This is a genomic window from Flavobacteriales bacterium (genome assembly GCA_016704485.1).
In the GTDB taxonomy this organism is placed as follows: domain Bacteria; phylum Bacteroidota; class Bacteroidia; order Flavobacteriales_F; family PHOS-HE28; genus PHOS-HE28.
Genome location: JADJAA010000001.1, coordinates 2,477,358 through 2,496,326, shown reverse-complemented (window position 1 = coordinate 2,496,326; position 18,969 = coordinate 2,477,358). Strand labels below are relative to the sequence as shown.

Genomic DNA, 18,969 nt, shown 5'->3' with positions numbered 1-18,969 from the left:
TATGAACCGAAATCACCTGATCCTACTACTGGCCGTTGTAACCCTTACGGCGTGCAGTACCAAGAAATACGTAGCTGCTAGTTTCCCAAGTGGCAAGCCTGAGGTGGTCGTGTATATGTCCGGCAAAGGAGAGAATGCCGAGAAGGTGATGGAAAAAGTATACTATCCGAATGGCCAATTGGAATACATCGGTCAGTTCCAGAATGGTGTAGAGCATGGTGATTGGACGTACTACTATGAGAACGGTACCAAGAAATTCGTGGAGCATTGGGAGAACGGATTGGAAACCGGTATCCACTATGATTATGCACCCGATGGCCAAGTTTATCGCGAGTTGCACTACGAAGCAGGGAAACTGATCCGTGAGGTTGACCGCAGTAAGCATTGAGGTTGATGGTTGTTGGTTGCTGGTGAATGGTATCCCGCCAACCGACCTACCTCATGGAAAGGCAACTTCATGCTGAATTTTTTAGTGCTTGTGGCGGAGACTGGGAAGATGTGCTTGGATCACTAAGCGAGTATGATCCATTTTGGCGTATTAGGAATGAGCAAGCTTGGCTTGATCCTGCTATGCAGCTATTTGTTCGCGCGATCGAACCAAGTGCTTTCGAGCGTGTCCTAACCTTGAAGACTGAAAACATGCGTGTATTTATTACGATCATTCTATCGCTCTTTGTCTTGATCGGCACTGCACAAGACCCGTACTTCCCGCCAACTACTGGAACCACCTGGGAAACCGTTGATCCGTCGGCATTGGGCTGGTGCGCGGATCAAATACCGCCTCTGCTGCAATACTTGGACAGCAATAACACCAAGGCCTTCATTGTATTGAAGGATGGTCGGATCGCGATCGAACATTACTTCGACACATTCACTCAAGACAGTGTTTGGTATTGGGCATCGGCAGGAAAATCATTGACCAGTTTCTTGGTCGGTTTAGCGCAACAGGACGGATCGCTCGACATCAACCAACCTAGCAGCAATTACTTGGGCGCCGGATGGACGAGTTGTACACCTGCTCAGGAACAAGCGATCACCGTGCGGCATCAATTGACAATGACCACCGGCTTGGACGATACCACCGGAGACGCTGATTGTACGGACCCTGCATGCTTGCACTACTTAGCGGATCCTGGCACACGTTGGGCATATTTCAATGCGCCCTACACACTGTTGGATGGTGTGATCGAGAATGCAACTGGATCAACAATGAACAGTTTTGTCTTCTCACGCTTAACCCAACCTGCCGGCATTTCAGGCGCTTATGTTCAAGTTGGTTACAACAACATATTCTTCAGCAAACCGCGTAGCATGGCGCGTTTCGGGCTATTGATGTTGAACCAAGGCACATGGAACACCACACCCATCATGACGGACATGAACTACTTCACGGACATGACCACGCCTTCGCAAACGATCAATAATTCGTACGGTTACCTGTGGTGGTTGAACGGTCAAACGAGTTACCATCTTCCTGGATCACAAATTGAATTCCCCGGTATGTTGATGCCCAATGAACCCGCCGATGGGTACAATGCGCTAGGCAAGAACGGGCAATTCATCAACGTGATCCCGAGTGAAGGGATCGTGCTGGTGCGCATGGGCAATGCTCCGGATGGATATCCAGTACCCTACTTGCTCAATGATGAGATCTGGGCGCGATTGAATGCGGTGATCTGTGTTTCGACAGCTGTGGAACCGAACACGAGACCAGAAGAGCTAACGCTGTACCCCAACCCTGCTCAGGATCTGCTCCACATCACGCTGCCCTCCAACTACCTCTTAGGCGACGTGCAAATTATGGATGCACTCGGTAGCGCATTGATCAACCAACAGGTCCTATCCGTCGCTACGACCATCGATCTCAAGGACCTCTCCCCTGGTTGTTACCAATGTGTGGTTACTACACCGCAGGGTCGTGTTGTGCGTGGGTTCGTGAAGGAGTGAAGAACGGCCTGCGCTTGTTGGACAAATGTGCATTATCTTGCCTTTGCACCATGGACGAAAAAGGCATCAAGAAACAGGTCCACTTAGCGCATTTTGTACACGATGCCAAACGTTGCATAGCCATCGTTTTCCCTTACGACACGCTGCTCATTGCTGCAGCGAAAAAGGCCGGGGCCAAGTGGAGTGTTACCCACAAGCGATGGTACCTTTCCAATACACCGGATACCTTGCGGGAGATCTTCGCAGCATTCAAGGGCGTTGCTTGGGTAGAGATGGAAGCCTTGCGGAAAAAGCAAGATATACTTCCAACAGATCCACCAAATGTACCGCGGAAAACGGGGCCCAACTCCCCGGCGAGGCAAGTGCCCGCAACGCAAATAACACCTGAACCGCCAGAGCTCAATGCCGCTCAAGTGTTAGCGCTCGAGGCGATGCGGTGCAAATTGGAAGTGGCCCGGTATAGCCCACAAACGATCAACACCTACCTGAGCGCCACGAAGAAGTTCTTTCAGTACTTTGCCTCAAAGCATCCGATCGACATCGACACAAAAGATATCGAACGCTATCAACACTACTTGGCTTCCGAGCGAAAGGTGAGCAACAGTTATTTGAACCAAGTGGTGAACGCTGTTCGGTACTATTACAAGGAAGTATTGGGCGATGCGCACCGTGTGAAATTCATTGAACGGCCGCGCGGCGAACGCAAACTGCCAAAAGTGCTCAGCGAGGAAAAAGTGACGGCACTGCTTAACGCCGTGGACAACTTGAAGCACAAGTGCATCCTCATGTTGATCTACTCCGCAGGGCTACGATTGGGCGAATTGCTGGCCTTGGAGCGGACGGACATCATCCCCGAGCGTAAACAAGTGCTTGTGCGCGGTGGAAAAGGATGCAAGGATCGGGTAACGCTGCTGAGCGATAGGATCCTTGCGCTGCTTACCGAATACTTGCAAGTATACACGCCTAGAACCTACCTCTTTGAAAGTCCAGAGGGTGGCATGTATTCCGCTACAAGCGTCCAAATGGTCTTTAAACGAGCCAAAAAGAAAGCCGGTATAACCGCTCCCGCAACGGTACATACGCTTCGGCACTCTTTCGCAACACATCTTTTGGAGAATGGTACGGACCTTCGCTACATTCAGACCCTGTTAGGCCATGCCTCCAGCAAAACCACAGAGATCTATACGCATGTCAGCACCAAAGCCATTGGCAAGATCCGGAGCCCGTTGGACAACTTGGATCTGGGATGAACGATGGATGGCATAGACGAAATAAACCACATATGATCACAACCGAGTAGTTAGCGGTCAGGCTAAAAGACGACACCTAATAAAAAACAGAAACTAAAAAATGGGGATTTTTGACTTCTTAAAAAACAAACCAAAAATGACTGACGAAAAATCAGACAACCAAAATTTGACAAATAAGATCGAGCTTAAAACTCATTTGGACAGCATACAAAAAGAGATTTTTCTGTTCTTGAAGCCGTTAGGATTTAAGAAAAAAGGACGGACTTTTAACAGACAAACTGAAAACGGAATTTATCAAGTAATAAATATTCAAAGTGGTAGATACGAATTTGGCGACAAGTATGTAATCCCAGGATTTAGGGAGAATTTTTATGGCAAGTTTACAGTCAATTTAGGAGTTATGGTTAAAGAAATTTATGAACTTGAAAGCCACAACAAACCGAAAGACATATACCAAGATTACGATTGCCAAATTAGAGAACGACTGCCTCATTTGACTATTAAACAAGATCATTGGTGGACAATTTCAGACGACAACAATAAAACAGCGAAAGAAGTTATTGACGGACTGAGTTCACACGGACTTGATTGGCTTGACAACTTTGAAAACCGAGATAAGATTTGCAGAAACTTAGGAAATTTGGAAGACGGTTCACCGAGAGCAAAATTGGACGTTGCTTTAATTGAACTTCACCGAGACAAATCAAAAGCAGAAAAACTATTTCAAGACTATTACAACAACATTGAAATAAAAAACAGACATAAAGAATATGTAAAAGGACTTGCCGACAGACTTGGTTTAATATTGAAAGATTGACAATTAAATTTTTAAAACTAAATAAAACGACAAAGAAAGAAGCCCGAACCGCTAATCGAGTAGGCGGCCCCGCCGCTTAATAGCGACGGGGTGCGCCTCTCACACCACTGTACGTACGGGTCTCGTATACAGCGGTTCGTTGAGGTGTGGAGCGACTTTCTGGTAGTGATCGAGCAGGGCTTCGTAGCCGCGTTTGGCCAGACGGGACAGAGTGATCGTAGTGTTCAGGATGGGACTTTGGGCGATGGCCCAGCCACCTTTGCGCGTTCGGCTCCATGCATAGGCGTGTTGCTGGTCAACTCCCAAACGGATCAGGTTCTTCCGTTTCCGTTCGGGTTTCTTCCAGTCCTTCCAAATGCAGTACCGCAAGCGATTGCGTACCCAGCCGTCCACATCGCGCAACTTACCCCACATACTTGCCAAACGGAAGTAGTTGAGCCAGCCGCGTTGTACGGTCCTAAGCCGGGCGATACGTTCGCTAAGCGGTAGCGGAGCGGTCTTGCGTGTAATAGCTTTCACCTTGCGCTTCAAGGTCTGCCACCCTTGTCTACCGACCACCAGTTGGTATTGCCCTTTCACACCCTTTTCATACGTGGGGACGAACCCGTAGCCCAGCAGCTCGAACTGCACGGGTTTCCGGATGCCGCTCTTCGCACGGTTGATGGGCAGCTTCAGCCGCTCCCGAAGGAACAGGTAGATACTATTGCCCACTTTCCGCGCTTGGCTCTTGCGCTTCAGATAGATGCTGAAGTCGTCCGCATAACGCACGTAGCGCAACCCTTGTCGTTCCAGTTCACGGTCCAGTTCGTGGAGCATGATGTTGGATAGCAGCGGGCTGAGCGGGCTGCCCTGCGGTACACCCTTGCGCCGCTTCACCAGCTTCCCATCCACTTGGATGGGTGCGCGGAGCCAGCAGCGTATCAGGTGCATAGTCAAGGGGCACTTCACCTTGCGGTATAGCAGTTGCAACAGCGTACAATGGTCCACTTCATCGAAGAAGTTTTTCAGGTCGATATCAACGATGTGTTGATGCCCTTCATTGATGTTCCGTTGCCCACGCTGCACTGCCTGTTGGGCGCTCCGTCCGGGGCGGAAGCCGTAGCTGTGGGCCTTGAACTCCACCTCGAACAGGGGCATGATCACTTGGTGTACCGCCTGTTGTAGCAGGCGATCGGTCACCGTGGGGATACCTAGTAGACGGGTACCCCCTTTGCTCTTGGGTATTGCTACCCCCAGAATGGCCTGCGGCAGGTAACGGCCCGTGCATACTGCGGTGGCAAGCCGCTCGCCATGCACCGTGAGGTGTTCGGCAAGTGCGTGTACACCCAGCCCATCTACTCCGGCAGCGCCCTTGTTGGACGCCACCCGCCGACAGGCCGCTAGCATGTTGCGTTTCGTTACGATGCGTTCGATCATCCTGTTCACTCCTTCATACTTACTCTGTTCCGCTTATCGCCGGGCTTCCCCACCTTGCGGAGGGCGATCCCAACGGCATTTGGAACACCTCAACGTTCGGTCCTTCATGGGCTTGTGAGACCTCCGCCTTTATCCTCGCGGTGACGGCTCGTATCCAACCACTACTACGACCTCTGCTGACCTCTCCACTACATCCGCCGTACGGCGGACCAGGGAGATCTCCCAGGTAAGGGCAATATCCTTCGGTCCATCCCCGCCGCATCTACCTCCATGAGCTTGTTGTCCAAGGGCTTTGCAGTGATGTGCCTGCTTACCCGCCCACAGCGGCCTCCTTATGCGGTTTCTATTCGTCGGTACGGACCTTTGCAGTCGCGCTTCCTTCAGTGCAGAGGTCACCCCCAACCACCTTGCGCCTTGCTAACCGGCCCTGCCTACCGCAGGCAGGTTCGACAACTCGCCGGCAAGGGACTTGCACCCTCTGGATATTCAAAGAACGATACTACCTTGCGGTAGTGTTCTTGGCCCATGCTGGGCACACACATCGTATTGGCAATAGGCGGGGTTTAGTCTTCGAATGAAGTGTTTTGCTATTTTAAAATTCAGTTCTTCGAGTGAAGTTTATCGATAAAAATCCCGCCCATCGCCAATACGCAAAACGTTATGGCTAATGCTAAAAAGACAGACACCAAATAAAAAAGAGATATGAAAACAACAATTATTTTTTCAATTCTACTGCTTCCCTCAATTCTTTTGGGACAAGTAATTAATCATTTTGACAACTTAGATTCAAAATGGAATGTTGCAAAAACCTATCCTGCCGCAAATCAACAAAATCCAAACTTTGTGGCGACAACAACAACCGTTTACGGCTTTCAAGGCGACACGTTAATAAATAGCGAACAATGGTTAAAGCTCTATTCTACGAGTGACTCATTGTTTCAAAGTAATCTTTTATATCGTGGTTTACTAAGACAAGAAAACAATAAAGTATTCTATCTTGACACATTAAACCAGCTTGATACCTTGTATGACTTCTCTTTGAATGTTGGCGACAGCATTCTGTTTGACTTATATGGAATGTATCCTGAGTGGCTTCAAGTTATCAATATTGACAGTATTCAAATTAATGGAGATTATTACAGACGCCTAAAATTTGAAGAGCCTACAATTCAAGCATTTGATGAACTTAACGAAATATGGATTGAAGGCATAGGAAGTATTCACGGACCTCTCTTTCCAAACTTTCCAGTAAAGTTTAGCCAAGAAATGCCAGATTCAATGTTGGTTACTTGCACGTTTTCGAATAATCAACAAGTTTGGCAACACCAAAGTTATCCAAGCTGTTATGTAAACATTGTTCTTAGTGTTGACCAGTTGGAACTTTTAGATTTCAAAATTTATCCAAATCCATTTACGGACAAAATTCACATTGAAAACATTGATTTACAACAGTATGAATTAACTATATTGAACAGCTTAGGTCAGACAGTTAAACATACGCAAGTCAATAATGACAATATAATCATTGACTTATCAGAATTGAAAGCAGGAATTTACTTTTTAAGAATTGGAAGTGGAGATAAGACTAACACAATAAAAATGATAAAGAAGCACTAAGCCATAATCGAGTAGGCGGCCCCGCCGCTTAATAGCGACGGGGTGCGCCTCTCACACCACTGTACGTACGGGTCTCGTATACAGCGGTTCGTTGAGGTGTGGAGCGACTTTCTGGTAGTGATCGAGCAGGGCTTCGTAGCCGCGTTTGGCCAGACGGGACAGAGTGATCGTAGTGTTCAGGATGGGACTTTGGGCGATGGCCCAGCCACCTTTGCGCGTTCGGCTCCATGCATAGGCGTGTTGCTGGTCAACTCCCAAACGGATCAGGTTCTTCCGTTTCCGTTCGGGTTTCTTCCAGTCCTTCCAAATGCAGTACCGCAAGCGATTGCGTACCCAGCCGTCCACATCGCGCAACTTACCCCACATACTTGCCAAACGGAAGTAGTTGAGCCAGCCGCGTTGTACGGTCCTAAGCCGGGCGATACGTTCGCTAAGCGGTAGCGGAGCGGTCTTGCGTGTAATAGCTTTCACCTTGCGCTTCAAGGTCTGCCACCCTTGTCTACCGACCACCAGTTGGTATTGCCCTTTCACACCCTTTTCATACGTGGGGACGAACCCGTAGCCCAGCAGCTCGAACTGCACGGGTTTCCGGATGCCGCTCTTCGCACGGTTGATGGGCAGCTTCAGCCGCTCCCGAAGGAACAGGTAGATACTATTGCCCACTTTCCGCGCTTGGCTCTTGCGCTTCAGATAGATGCTGAAGTCGTCCGCATAACGCACGTAGCGCAACCCTTGTCGTTCCAGTTCACGGTCCAGTTCGTGGAGCATGATGTTGGATAGCAGCGGGCTGAGCGGGCTGCCCTGCGGTACACCCTTGCGCCGCTTCACCAGCTTCCCATCCACTTGGATGGGTGCGCGGAGCCAGCAGCGTATCAGGTGCATAGTCAAGGGGCACTTCACCTTGCGGTATAGCAGTTGCAACAGCGTACAATGGTCCACTTCATCGAAGAAGTTTTTCAGGTCGATATCAACGATGTGTTGATGCCCTTCATTGATGTTCCGTTGCCCACGCTGCACTGCCTGTTGGGCGCTCCGTCCGGGGCGGAAGCCGTAGCTGTGGGCCTTGAACTCCACCTCGAACAGGGGCATGATCACTTGGTGTACCGCCTGTTGTAGCAGGCGATCGGTCACCGTGGGGATACCTAGTAGACGGGTACCCCCTTTGCTCTTGGGTATTGCTACCCCCAGAATGGCCTGCGGCAGGTAACGGCCCGTGCATACTGCGGTGGCAAGCCGCTCGCCATGCACCGTGAGGTGTTCGGCAAGTGCGTGTACACCCAGCCCATCTACTCCGGCAGCGCCCTTGTTGGACGCCACCCGCCGACAGGCCGCTAGCATGTTGCGTTTCGTTACGATGCGTTCGATCATCCTGTTCACTCCTTCATACTTACTCTGTTCCGCTTATCGCCGGGCTTCCCCACCTTGCGGAGGGCGATCCCAACGGCATTTGGAACACCTCAACGTTCGGTCCTTCATGGGCTTGTGAGACCTCCGCCTTTATCCTCGCGGTGACGGCTCGTATCCAACCACTACTACGACCTCTGCTGACCTCTCCACTACATCCGCCGTACGGCGGACCATGGAGATCTCCCCCAGGTAAGGGCAATATCCTTCGGTCCATCCCCGCCGCATCTACCTCCATGAGCTTGTTGTCCAAGGGCTTTGCAGTGATGTGCCTGCTTACCCGCCCACAGCGGCCTCCTTATGCGGTTTCTATTCGTCGGTACGGACCTTTGCAGTCGCGCTTCCTTCAGTGCAGAGGTCACCCCCAACCACCTTGCGCCTTGCTAACCGGCCCTGCCTACCGCAGGCAGGTTCGACAACTCGCCGGCAAGGGACTTGCACCCTCTGGATATTCAAAGAACGATACTACCTTGCGGTAGTGTTCTTGGCCCATGCTGGGCACACACAGGCGTTTGGCAAAAAAGCGGGTTCAGTGCTTAGGTGAAGCTCTGTGCTTCGCATCATGTTCAGCGCTGGCAGACAGTTCAGCTCTTCGTAATCCGCTTCTTTGCCAAGCGCCAAACCGTTAGGTCTCAGCCATGGCGTTAATGAATTTTGGAACGCAGACCGCGCCTTCAGTCGCTTCCCAAAATTGCAGGTACGTAATCCTTTGATAGCTGAACTATGATCCGATCACTTAAGCGAACTGCTTCACGCTAAGCGCAATGATGCGGCAACAGTCCATCAGTTGTTCTTCGGTGATCACCAACGGTGGTGCAAAGCGGATGATATCGCCGTGTGTTGGCTTGGCGAGCAATCCGTTATCGCGGAGCATCAGGCACAACTCCCATGCGGTCTTCGGAGAACCATCGGCAGCTTTGCGTGACTCGATCACAACAGCATTAAGCAGGCCTTTTCCGCGGACCAATTTCACATAAGGGTATTCCGCCACGAGCTTATTCATTTCGGCACGGAAGATCTCGCCCAAACGAAGCGCATGATCGGCTAATTTCTCCTCCTTCACAATGGTCAACGCTTCTGTTGCAATGCGCGCGGCCATTGGGTTTCCACCGAACGTACTGCCGTGTGTTCCGGGTGTGAACACGTCCATGATAGCATCATCTGCAAGCACAACGCTCACGGGATACATACCACCACTCACTGCTTTACCGAGAATAACAACATCCGGACGTTCGCCGCTGTGGTCGCTGCACAACATTTTGCCCGTGCGCGCTATACCGGTCTGTACCTCGTCAGCCATGAATAACACGTTCTTCGACTTGCATAGCTTGATAGCACTAGCGATGTAGTCATCCGCAGGAACGAATACACCTGCTTCTCCTTGGATCGGCTCCACGAGGAACGCACACACGTTAGGATCCTCTAACGCCTTCTCCAACGCAGGGATATCATTATACGGGATCAATTCGAAACCAGGGGTATACGGCCCGAACAGATCATGCGCTACCGGGTCCATGCTAGCACTGATAATACTGATCGTACGACCGTGGAAATTGCCTTCACACATGACGATCTTAGCCATGTCCGTCGCGATCTTTTTCTTGGAATAACCCCATTTACGGGCCATCTTCAGCGCAGTTTCCACGGCTTCAGCACCCGTATTCATGGGGAGCATCTTCTGGTAACCGAACATCTCACAAACGAACTGTTCATAGACACCAAGATCGCTGCTGTAGAAAGCGCGTGAGGTCAGCGTGAGCTTACCGGCTTGATCCTGCATGGCCGCCACCAAACGCGGATGGCAATGGCCTTGGTTCACGGCGCTATATGCTGATAGAAAATCGAAATACTGCTTACCTTCCACATCCCACACATGCACGCCTAATCCACGTTCCAATACCACGGGTAAAGGATGATAATTATGCGCACCATACTTTTCTTCGAGCGCGATAGCCTTTTGTGTCTTTGTATGTGCTTTGGTAGTGATCTCCATTTGTACGTGGCAACAGCTTAATTCAGTAAGGCCGCAAAGGTACTGGAATTGTGTGGTTTGGTTGGTAGCGTAGAACACATTCCATCTATGGATCGCTTATCTTTGACTGAACATGGCTACAGAGATCCGAATAGAATTGACTGACGATTCGCAACAAAAGTTCATCATTGAATTACTTTCGAAGTTTGATTTTGTGAAATTGAAGGCGCCAATTAAAGCGATTTCCAAGAAACGAAGTGCCGAGGATATTGACTTGGAAGCAAAGCTCCGGAGGTCAGTACAAGCCATGAAAGATGACCTTTCAGGGAAAAAGCCTTTACCCAGCTTAAGAGAAGTTTTGGATGGCTTATGAAATTCGACCAACTCCTGAGTTTGCGAAGGATCTTAAACAATTGAAAAAGAAGTACCCGTCTATAATTAGTGACATCGAAAATTTAGCTATTTCATTACAAAGTAAGCCTCAACAGGGAGTTGCACTTGGTAATGATTGCTATAAGATCCGAATGTCCATCACAAGTAAAGGACGTGGAAAAAGTGGAGGCGCACGAGTAGTTACGTGTGTTGTAGCCCTCCGTGAGAAGATTTTCTTGCTCAGCATTTTTGACAAGTCCGAAATGGAAACACCAGACGCAGAAAAGATTCAGCAAACCTTGAACAAGATCGATTTCGACTAGATCCATCTTTTGCCGCGTTCACATTCTGACATAGGCTATTTCAAGCTAAAGCCAAGGTCTGCTCCTCTCGCCGCTTTCTGTTTTTCATATAGTCGCCATCCAGTTTACCAACCCATTTCAGATCCATTAAGAATTTTCCATGCGCAGATCCAAGTACAAAGAGCCTTTGACCTATGAAAATCTATTGATCATAAGCGCCGGTGCGGAGGGCAAGGCAATAACTAGGCATGAAGGACTCGTTGTATTCGTTAGCGGAGCAGTGCCAGGCGATGTTGTGGACGTGCGCGTAACGAAGAAGAAAAGTAAGTACGCCGAAGCGATCATGACCCGGATCGTAACACCTTCACCAGATAGGATCCCCGCGTTCTGCAAACACTTCGGTACGTGTGGTGGCTGCAAATGGCAAGACCTCACCTACACCAAACAACTCCAATACAAACAGCAACAAGTGATCGATAACTTGGAGCGTCTTGGAGGTCTGGAACTGCCGGAGGTAACGCCGATCATGGCTTCGCCAAGTTTGAAATACTACCGGAACAAGTTGGAGTATAGTTTCTGTAACAGCCGGTGGTTCACAACGGAAGAGGTAGGTCACGAAGGTGAGATCGAGGACAAGAACGCATTGGGATTCCATATTCCGAGGCGCTTCGATCGTGTACTTGATCTGAGCGAATGCTTTCTTCAACCCGAACCCAGCGATAGTATCCGCAATTTCTTCAGGGATCATGGGCGCAAAAACGAATTGACCTTCTATGACCAACGTGCACATGTCGGTTTTCTACGCACGCTTTTGATCCGCACAACAACCATCGGAGAAACCATGGTATTGCTTGCTGTTGGTCATGAAGACATTGATGCCCGCGAACGATTGCTGTCGGAATTCCTCATGGCATTTCCACAACTCACAAGCATACTCTGGACGGTAAACACGAAAAAGAACGACACCATCTTTGATCTTGATGTACACGTATTCCACGGTCGTGATCACATTGTAGAGGAACTTGCCGATGGCCCTGGGGGTAAACCGTTGCGTTTCAGGATCGGGCCAAAGACCTTCTTCCAAACTAACCCTGTGCAAACTGTTTCGATGTACAAATTGGTACGCGATCTTGCAGGTCTAACAGGCAAAGAGAATGTGTACGACCTCTATTGTGGCGCAGGCAGCATAACGCTCTACGTAGCAGGCGCAGCTAAGCATGTGGCCGGTGTGGAGTTGGTTCCTGAGAGCATAGCAGATGCCCATTTGAATGCAGAGTTCAATGGGATCACGAACGTGAGTTTTACCGTTGGAGATATGAAAAAGATCTTCGATATAGCATTCGTTTCCAAGCACGGAAAACCGGATGTCGTGATCACTGACCCACCGCGCGCCGGAATGGATGAACCAGTGGTCCGCCAACTGTTGGAATTAGCACCCCCAGTTATCATTTATGTGAGCTGCAATCCAGCCACGCAGGCACGCGATCTGGCCTTAATGAATGACAGCTACCTTATCGACTTCGTACAACCGATAGACATGTTCCCGCATACCTACCATGTTGAGAATGTGGTGCGCTTGGTGCGGAGAACAACCAAAGAATAAACCGTTAATGAACGTTGATGAACGTGAATAGATCGTCCTTGGTAATTGAGCAAGGTGCATTCTTTCCCAGTGCCATGCGTTGGCTCATCGTTATCGTTGGCGTTGCTTTGAGTATAGTCCTCATTGGTCTGCCGATATTGGCCATGGCGTTCTACCAAGTGGGGACCGAGATCCATACTGATCGATCACAAATACGTGAATATGGGTCGTTGTTCGGATTGCGGTGGGGTAATTGGCAACCTTCAACTCCCTATAAGGCCATCGTGATCCTGAGTAAGCGCCGGGTCAGCACCATGTACTCGAGGGGTCAAGTGGCAATGGACCTAGCTGAACAGAATCAAGATGTGACACTTGTGGATGCAACACAGCGCAAGAAGTTCCTGTTAAAGGCATGCGATACAGAATTAGAAGCACGATCGCTCGCAAATAATGTTGCTCAATTTACTGGGCTACCGATCGAACGATATGCCCCAAAGCAACTTGCTGAAAGGCGTCGGTAGATCACTTGCCTCATTTTTCATATTCTCGGCATATTTAGAAAGTGGTACTATTGGTGTGAGATAATATGCAAACCAATGCCATCTGTTTACGACCTTAAATCACGCTTTCAACAGCTCTTGAAGCCGGTCGTTTCTGCATTGCATCGTAAGGGGGTCACAGCGAACCAGGTCACCATCTCGGCTCTGATCCTTTCCTTGTGTATTGGCTTGGCCTTCTGGCATGCCGATGCATATCCACTGCTCTTTCTTGTTCTACCCATCGGTCTCTTACTGCGCATGGCATTGAACGCGATCGATGGCATGATAGCTCGACAGTACGATCAACAAACAAAATTGGGGGAGGTTCTTAACGAATTGGGTGACGTAGTGAGCGACATTGCCATCTATCTTCCTTTGATCAAATACGCTTCGGACCATGTGCTCTTAGCGGTTGTCTTTTTGGTGCTTTGCCCAGTGAATGAATTCGCGGGTTTCATGGGTAAGGTCATCGGATCAGGACGCAGGTACGATGGTCCAATGGGCAAGAGCGATCGTGCATTGGTGTTCGGTCTTTATGGCGTGTTGGCAGCATGCGGAGTTGAGATGCGTTCCGTCCTACCTTGGCTTTTGGCAGCTATGATCGCCCTACTAGCGATCAGCACGTTCACGCGCATCAAGCGATCTCTATCCAACTGAACCTGATGTTCAACATCCACCCCGACCTTTTACTTGTGATAGGGATCATATTCGGGATCCTGATCTTCGCTACACTTCTGTTCTTTATACTGGGTCGCTTCACCAAGGTGAAAGGCGTTGATGAGTTGAAGGCAAGGACACGTAGCTGGTGGGTGATGGCAACGTTATTCATTGCAGCGGCAGTTATAGATCGTCGCATTTCTTACATCGCCATTGCGCTGCTCTCCTTCATGGCGTTCCGTGAATTGTATGCCTTGCTCGGATTTCGGCAGAGCGATAGGCGCGCGATCTTCTGGGCATTCCTTTCCATTCCGGTACAGTTCTATTTGGCCTACGTCGGTTGGTATGGCGCGTACATCATTTTCATTCCAGTGGTCATGTTCCTGTTGCTCCCACTGCGTTTTATTTTGAAAGGAGATACCAAAGGCATCGTGAAATCCATGGCCCAATTGCAATGGATCTTGATGTTGACCGTATTCGGGATCAGCCATCTGGCCTATATGCTCTCACTCCCCGATCACCCGGACTCCGCCACGGATGGTCGTGGGCTATTGCTTTTCGTGGTGGTGATGACGGAATTGAACGATGTGATGCAATTCACCTGGGGCAAGTTGTTCGGCAAGCATAAGATCATTCCAAAAGTGAGTCCGAACAAGACATGGGAAGGTTTTTTGGGTGGTTTGATCAGTACCAGTGCGATAGGCTATGGCTTGAGTTTTCTTACGCCAATGGATGGTTGGGTCGCAGTTGGCGTGAGTGCGTTCTTGGCCTTTGCAGGCTTCGTTGGCGATGTGGTCATGAGTTCCATAAAGCGCGACATTGGCGTAAAGGACACAGGCTCTTCCATCCCAGGCCACGGAGGCATCCTGGATCGTATCGATTCGCTGGCATATACGGCCCCAGCTGTATTCCACGTGATCTATTGGATCTACTATTGATATGCATAAGATCACACTGCGACTCCTTTACTCAGTGATCAGCCGGTTCTTTTTGAAGCTGATCGTCGGCGTACAGTTCGGCCCAGCACGTGCTTTGAAAAGTGTGCCTCAATTCATTGTAGTCGCCAATCACAATAGCCATTTGGATACCATGACGTTGATGGCGGCAATGCCATCGGCGATCGTACACAAAGTTCGCCCTGTTGCAGCTGCGGACCATTTCGGCAAACGTCGATTTCAAGCGTGGGCAACGCGCTTTTTCGTGAATGCACTTTTGATCCCGCGAAAACGGAATATTGAAGACGCCACGAAGGATCCGATCAGCTTAATGCTTGCTGCGTTGGATGCTGGCGATTCATTGATCCTATTTCCCGAAGGCACCCGCGGAGAACCGGAGATCACCCAACGGTTCAAGAAAGGTGTGGGGATCGTATTGGCGCAAAGGCCGCATATCCACTATGTGCCAGCGTTCATGAGCGGACTTGGCATGTCACTACCGAAAGGCGATAACCTGATCCTGCCGCATCCAGGTAAACTATAAATTGGAGAACCGACCTTGGTAACATCCGTGATACCCGAAGAGATCACCGATCAGATCGAGCGTGATGTTCTTGGGCTTGCGCAGCTCAAGGATCGTTGAGTATTGAAGAGCGAGAGATAGAAATGTAGTAATTCCACTACCGAATGTCGCAATATGAACTTGGACCGTAAATTTTCGAGATCAAAGTACACCTTATCCGACTCAGCACATGATAGTGATTGGAATTCTAACTCCATATTGTACGATAGACAGAGTGCGCCTAACTTTAGAGCAGGAAGATCCAACCGTCAATGAACGTGTATGAACGTTAATGAAGATCTTCCATTAATCAAGTTGTGCGCTAGGTTGAATGAGTCGCGCTGTAGCAGAGATATGTTTCTACATTTCATGATACAAGAATGACTGACGGAACTATAGGATCAAAGGACATAATTGGATGTGCAATGACCGTCATCAACAACATTGGGCATGGATGCCACGAAAAAATATACGAAAATGCTCTATGTATTGAGATGGAAGCTCAAGGTATTCCTTTCGCTCAACAACCAAGGTATCCAGTACATTATCGAAGTATACAAATAGGCGAATACGTACCCGATCTAGTAGTAAATGATTTGATAGTGGTAGATACTAAAACCATTGAACTAATTGGAGATCACGAGATAGGAAAAATGTTGAGCTACCTGCGTGTGACCAATAAGCAAGAGGGGTTACTGATCAACTTCAAACACGCAAAACTAAAATGGCGCACAGTCTGGAACCGCGTCTGAACTTGGCTCGTTGAGCCTGCTTTTCAACACTGTTGATCAATAGCGAAGCAAGTACAGCAGGCATTTAATTAACGTCCATCTACGTTCATTAACGGTAAAAAAACAAGCTGAATAAGCTCGATCTGCTTCATTCAAGGATCTAAGTCATCAGAGCATGTTTCCCCTGTTCATTGGTCATTACTACCGAACTTCGCAGCATGAACTTGGATCGCAATTTCTGGGAATCACGGTATCTCGCCTCCGATACAGGCTGGGATCTTGGCGGACCATCCACACCACTGAAGGAGTACCTCGACCAACTCACGGATAAGGACTTGCGGATACTGTTCCCTGGGGCAGGAAGGGCTTACGAAGCTGAGTATGCGCATCGCCTTGGTTTCAATAACGTATTCGTTATCGATCTAACGGATCTGCCTTTTGCCGATCTTTTGCAACGCTGCCCCGAATTTCCGAAAGACCATTTGTTGGTGGGCGATCTTTTCGATCATGAGGGAGCATACGATCGCATCTTGGAACAGACTTTCTTCTGTACGCTATATCCGGTCGTACGCAAAACATACGTTCAAAAAATGCATGAATTATTGAAGCCTGGCGGAATATTGGTCGGTGTACTTTTCGATGATGTGCTGAACACGGACCGTCCGCCTTTCGGTGGAAACAGATCGATCTATGAACCGATATTCACCCCCTATTTTCCAACTGTTTCAATGGAACGCTGTTATAACTCGATCGCTCCGAGAGCAGGTCGTGAGCTCTGGCTTTCAGCTAAGAAGACAGAAGTCTATGTTCCGATCGATTGCAACCTCTACGATACGTTCGAAGCAAATGCAACACTGAAAAAGTGGTGTACGATCACCTTGAGTAACGGCGAGAAAGTTGAAGGACGGATCATCGACCTGTTCATCAAGGACAAAGTTGAACTGCTCAAATTGCACACAGGAACAGAGATACGACTTGATCATATAACGGACCTTCGCTCAGAATAACCGCACATATGTCCGATATTTGCGGCCCAAACAAACACACCATGCGCTATCTGTTCATCGCTCTTGTCCTATTCATCGGCACAGCCAATGCCCAAACCTTGACCGAAACCTACATCGAGCTCAGCATTACCGATACGTTACCAGTAAAGATCAAGCAGATCACCTACGATTATACGCCTTCAAGCACGGAAATGGGTACCGATGCGGTCTACGAGGAAGATACCGATTGGGAGAAATTGCAGAAAAAAGTTGCTGAGGAAAACAAGAAGCTCAGTGAAAAACTGACAAAGAGCTTGGTGAAGGAAGGTTTTTCCGTGACGGATGCTCCTGCCGCCGACGGATACAATATCTCATCCTACGACGAGGACGACAACAGTGCATCCAGCTTGCGGATAACGGTATTGAACGAAACGGAATTGAAGCGATTGGTGACTTATCTTAGAGCTAATTCCAAGGGCGATGGATCCGTTCACGAATGGGAAATGGATGTATTGCCTATGAAAGAACAGGTTTTCATGACAAGCCTTTTTGACAAAGCCAAAGTTCAGGCCGAGGCACTCGCTAAATTGGGTGGTCGTAAGTTGGGTAAATTGATCAGTGTGAGTGATCCGGCGAGCACCTCAACGGGTTATTCGTTCTTGGATACGATCATTGGAATTGCGAAGGAGGAAATGATGAAGGAGAACAGGTGGAAACTGCAATCAACCAAGTCCAAAACACTGGTTTTCCGTTTCGGTCTGGTAGATTAGAGCGATCCAGAGCGAACGTAGATCCGCAGGTATGACCAAGCCCACCATCATCTTGGACCACGACCATGTTCAACGCAAGCTTCAGCGCATTGCACATCAATTGTATGAGCAGAACTACGAAGAGAAGGCCATCGTCCTAGTAGGGGTATCACCGCGTGGAACAACGGTAGCAACGCGTCTTGGCAAGTTACTAAGTGAGATCTCGCCGTTGAAAACAGAGTACGTCGAATTGAAGTTGGATAAGGACGTACCATTGGAAAAACCTGTTCATCTTTCAGTGGATCATTCACAGTTGAAGGATCGTGTTGTTATCCTTATTGACGATGTGTTGATGTCCGGGAGGACATTGATGCACGCCGCATCCTTCCTGATCAAAGTGCCACTAAAAAAATTAACCACGGTAGTGCTTGTCGATCGTTTGCATCGCACCTACCCTATCCGTGCGGACATTGTTGGTCTCACCCTAAGCACCACGGTCCAAGAGCATATTAGCGTGGAGTTGGGCAAGAAGGATGTTGTGTATTTGAAATGATCACAAGACGGGTTTATCACTTTCCATTGCGGAAGAGCGCTTGAACTACCAACTTTTCAAGGCAAGTGCGATCCGCTCTACAACGATTGATGGTAAAGCACCTGCTTGGACGATCAGATCCGCCTCAGCATAGATCTGTTCTCTAGGCGTATATAGCTCCATCACGCGATCACGTAACTCTGCGCCTTTTAAACCGAACAATAACGGCCTGTCACCGCCTTTTCTTTCGATCAATGGCATCAAGTACTCCATTGGCACATCCAACCAAACGGTAATACCGTTAGCGTTCATGCGTGCCATGTTGTTGTTGGAACATGGTGTACCTCCACCCGTTGCTATCACGGCATCCGGGCCTTTCAAGAGCTCATTGAGCAGTTCATTCTCCAATTCGCGAAAGGTCTGTTCACCTTTTTGCTGAATGAAAGGTACAAGCGGCCCGACGCGCCCTTCAACCATTCGATCAATATCAATGAACGGAAGATCCAGAACCTTTGCTAACGCACGCCCAACGGTCGATTTACCGGAACACATGAATCCAATGAGAAGGATACGCTTCGGCTTTTGATGCAGGTTCAACA

Annotated in this window: 20 protein-coding genes; 16 read left to right on the top strand and 4 right to left on the bottom strand. The window is 49.0% G+C overall.

Going from position 1 to position 18,969, the window contains the following annotated elements; translation table 11 throughout:
* The first annotated feature begins 1 nt into the window (after position 1).
* The 4 genes from IPF95_10675 to IPF95_10660 all read left to right on the top strand — a co-directional run bounded on the left by IPF95_10675 (position 2) and on the right by IPF95_10660 (position 4,014).
* Positions 2 to 388, top strand: coding sequence for a hypothetical protein (locus tag IPF95_10675; protein MBK6475155.1), 387 nt, complete (start codon positions 2 to 4; stop codon positions 386 to 388).
* Between the two features lie 53 nt (positions 389 to 441).
* Positions 442 to 1,947 (top strand): serine hydrolase, encoded by a 1,506-nt coding sequence (locus tag IPF95_10670; protein MBK6475154.1) that lies wholly within the window; start codon positions 442 to 444, stop codon positions 1,945 to 1,947.
* A 50-nt stretch (positions 1,948 to 1,997) separates the two neighbouring features.
* On the top strand, positions 1,998 to 3,197 hold the full coding sequence (locus IPF95_10665; protein MBK6475153.1) for a tyrosine-type recombinase/integrase: 1,200 nt from the start codon (positions 1,998 to 2,000) through the stop codon (positions 3,195 to 3,197).
* 100 nt (positions 3,198 to 3,297) lie between these two features.
* Positions 3,298 to 4,014, top strand: a complete 717-nt coding sequence (locus IPF95_10660) for a DUF4304 domain-containing protein (protein ID MBK6475152.1) — start codon at positions 3,298 to 3,300, stop codon at positions 4,012 to 4,014.
* A 99-nt stretch (positions 4,015 to 4,113) separates the two neighbouring features.
* On the opposite strand, the gene ltrA (IPF95_10655) is transcribed toward IPF95_10660, so the two are convergent.
* Positions 4,114 to 5,430, bottom strand: a complete 1,317-nt coding sequence (ltrA, locus tag IPF95_10655) for a group II intron reverse transcriptase/maturase (protein MBK6475151.1) — start codon at positions 5,428 to 5,430, stop codon at positions 4,114 to 4,116.
* 702 nt (positions 5,431 to 6,132) lie between these two features.
* Here ltrA (IPF95_10655) and IPF95_10650 point away from each other — a divergent pair.
* A complete protein-coding gene (locus IPF95_10650; protein ID MBK6475150.1) occupies positions 6,133 to 7,047 on the top strand; it encodes a T9SS type A sorting domain-containing protein in 915 nt (304 codons plus the stop codon).
* Between the two features lie 51 nt (positions 7,048 to 7,098).
* On the opposite strand, the gene ltrA (IPF95_10645) is transcribed toward IPF95_10650, so the two are convergent.
* Positions 7,099 to 8,415, bottom strand: coding sequence for a group II intron reverse transcriptase/maturase (ltrA, locus tag IPF95_10645; protein MBK6475149.1), 1,317 nt, complete (start codon positions 8,413 to 8,415; stop codon positions 7,099 to 7,101).
* Between the two features lie 772 nt (positions 8,416 to 9,187).
* A complete protein-coding gene (gene rocD, locus IPF95_10640) occupies positions 9,188 to 10,444 on the bottom strand; it encodes an ornithine--oxo-acid transaminase (GenBank protein ID MBK6475148.1) in 1,257 nt (418 codons plus the stop codon).
* Positions 10,445 to 10,556: 112 nt separating this feature from the next.
* Between rocD and IPF95_10635 the strand changes: the two genes are divergently transcribed.
* The 11 genes from IPF95_10635 to IPF95_10585 all read left to right on the top strand — a co-directional run bounded on the left by IPF95_10635 (position 10,557) and on the right by IPF95_10585 (position 18,391).
* Positions 10,557 to 10,796, top strand: coding sequence for a hypothetical protein (locus IPF95_10635; protein MBK6475147.1), 240 nt, complete (start codon positions 10,557 to 10,559; stop codon positions 10,794 to 10,796).
* Entirely contained in the window at positions 10,786 to 11,118 is a 333-nt protein-coding gene (locus tag IPF95_10630) for a hypothetical protein (protein ID MBK6475146.1), read from the top strand. The genes IPF95_10635 and IPF95_10630 overlap by 11 nt, the downstream gene beginning before the upstream one ends.
* A 139-nt stretch (positions 11,119 to 11,257) precedes the next feature.
* Positions 11,258 to 12,700: a 23S rRNA (uracil(1939)-C(5))-methyltransferase RlmD gene (gene rlmD, locus IPF95_10625; GenBank protein MBK6475145.1), complete on the top strand. Its 1,443-nt coding sequence runs from the start codon at positions 11,258 to 11,260 to the stop codon at positions 12,698 to 12,700.
* 17 nt (positions 12,701 to 12,717) lie between these two features.
* Positions 12,718 to 13,200: a hypothetical protein gene (locus tag IPF95_10620; protein ID MBK6475144.1), complete on the top strand. Its 483-nt coding sequence runs from the start codon at positions 12,718 to 12,720 to the stop codon at positions 13,198 to 13,200.
* A 75-nt stretch (positions 13,201 to 13,275) separates the two neighbouring features.
* A complete protein-coding gene (locus IPF95_10615; protein ID MBK6475143.1) occupies positions 13,276 to 13,875 on the top strand; it encodes a CDP-alcohol phosphatidyltransferase family protein in 600 nt (199 codons plus the stop codon).
* Between the two features lie 5 nt (positions 13,876 to 13,880).
* Positions 13,881 to 14,813: a phosphatidate cytidylyltransferase gene (locus IPF95_10610; protein ID MBK6475142.1), complete on the top strand. Its 933-nt coding sequence runs from the start codon at positions 13,881 to 13,883 to the stop codon at positions 14,811 to 14,813.
* A gap of 1 nt (position 14,814) precedes the next feature.
* Positions 14,815 to 15,354 carry a 1-acyl-sn-glycerol-3-phosphate acyltransferase gene (locus tag IPF95_10605; GenBank protein ID MBK6475141.1) on the top strand — a complete coding sequence of 180 codons (540 nt, stop codon included), beginning with the start codon at positions 14,815 to 14,817 and terminating at the stop codon, positions 15,352 to 15,354.
* 398 nt (positions 15,355 to 15,752) lie between these two features.
* Positions 15,753 to 16,124 carry a GxxExxY protein gene (locus IPF95_10600; protein MBK6475140.1) on the top strand — a complete coding sequence of 124 codons (372 nt, stop codon included), beginning with the start codon at positions 15,753 to 15,755 and terminating at the stop codon, positions 16,122 to 16,124.
* Positions 16,125 to 16,321: 197 nt separating this feature from the next.
* Positions 16,322 to 17,110 (top strand): SAM-dependent methyltransferase, encoded by a 789-nt coding sequence (locus IPF95_10595; protein MBK6475139.1) that lies wholly within the window; start codon positions 16,322 to 16,324, stop codon positions 17,108 to 17,110.
* Positions 17,111 to 17,151: 41 nt separating this feature from the next.
* A complete protein-coding gene (locus IPF95_10590) occupies positions 17,152 to 17,859 on the top strand; it encodes an SIMPL domain-containing protein (GenBank protein MBK6475138.1) in 708 nt (235 codons plus the stop codon).
* Positions 17,860 to 17,890: 31 nt separating this feature from the next.
* A complete protein-coding gene (locus IPF95_10585; protein ID MBK6475137.1) occupies positions 17,891 to 18,391 on the top strand; it encodes a phosphoribosyltransferase in 501 nt (166 codons plus the stop codon).
* Between the two features lie 45 nt (positions 18,392 to 18,436).
* On the opposite strand, the gene IPF95_10580 is transcribed toward IPF95_10585, so the two are convergent.
* Entirely contained in the window at positions 18,437 to 18,922 is a 486-nt protein-coding gene (locus tag IPF95_10580; protein MBK6475136.1) for a shikimate kinase, read from the bottom strand.
* Positions 18,923 to 18,969 lie beyond the last annotated feature (47 nt).

Coding starts and splice junctions, on each gene's coding strand:
- IPF95_10675 (MBK6475155.1), top strand. CDS start 2: ATGAACCGAAATCACCTGATCCTACTACTGGCCGTTGTAACCCTTACG.
- IPF95_10670 (MBK6475154.1), top strand. CDS start 442: ATGGAAAGGCAACTTCATGCTGAATTTTTTAGTGCTTGTGGCGGAGAC.
- IPF95_10665 (MBK6475153.1), top strand. CDS start 1,998: ATGGACGAAAAAGGCATCAAGAAACAGGTCCACTTAGCGCATTTTGTA.
- IPF95_10660 (MBK6475152.1), top strand. CDS start 3,298: ATGGGGATTTTTGACTTCTTAAAAAACAAACCAAAAATGACTGACGAA.
- ltrA (MBK6475151.1), bottom strand. CDS start 5,430: ATGATCGAACGCATCGTAACGAAACGCAACATGCTAGCGGCCTGTCGG.
- IPF95_10650 (MBK6475150.1), top strand. CDS start 6,133: ATGAAAACAACAATTATTTTTTCAATTCTACTGCTTCCCTCAATTCTT.
- ltrA (MBK6475149.1), bottom strand. CDS start 8,415: ATGATCGAACGCATCGTAACGAAACGCAACATGCTAGCGGCCTGTCGG.
- rocD (MBK6475148.1), bottom strand. CDS start 10,444: ATGGAGATCACTACCAAAGCACATACAAAGACACAAAAGGCTATCGCG.
- IPF95_10635 (MBK6475147.1), top strand. CDS start 10,557: ATGGCTACAGAGATCCGAATAGAATTGACTGACGATTCGCAACAAAAG.
- IPF95_10630 (MBK6475146.1), top strand. CDS start 10,786: ATGGCTTATGAAATTCGACCAACTCCTGAGTTTGCGAAGGATCTTAAA.
- rlmD (MBK6475145.1), top strand. CDS start 11,258: ATGCGCAGATCCAAGTACAAAGAGCCTTTGACCTATGAAAATCTATTG.
- IPF95_10620 (MBK6475144.1), top strand. CDS start 12,718: ATGAACGTGAATAGATCGTCCTTGGTAATTGAGCAAGGTGCATTCTTT.
- IPF95_10615 (MBK6475143.1), top strand. CDS start 13,276: ATGCCATCTGTTTACGACCTTAAATCACGCTTTCAACAGCTCTTGAAG.
- IPF95_10610 (MBK6475142.1), top strand. CDS start 13,881: ATGTTCAACATCCACCCCGACCTTTTACTTGTGATAGGGATCATATTC.
- IPF95_10605 (MBK6475141.1), top strand. CDS start 14,815: ATGCATAAGATCACACTGCGACTCCTTTACTCAGTGATCAGCCGGTTC.
- IPF95_10600 (MBK6475140.1), top strand. CDS start 15,753: ATGACTGACGGAACTATAGGATCAAAGGACATAATTGGATGTGCAATG.
- IPF95_10595 (MBK6475139.1), top strand. CDS start 16,322: ATGAACTTGGATCGCAATTTCTGGGAATCACGGTATCTCGCCTCCGAT.
- IPF95_10590 (MBK6475138.1), top strand. CDS start 17,152: ATGCGCTATCTGTTCATCGCTCTTGTCCTATTCATCGGCACAGCCAAT.
- IPF95_10585 (MBK6475137.1), top strand. CDS start 17,891: ATGACCAAGCCCACCATCATCTTGGACCACGACCATGTTCAACGCAAG.
- IPF95_10580 (MBK6475136.1), bottom strand. CDS start 18,922: ATGTGTTCCGGTAAATCGACCGTTGGGCGTGCGTTAGCAAAGGTTCTG.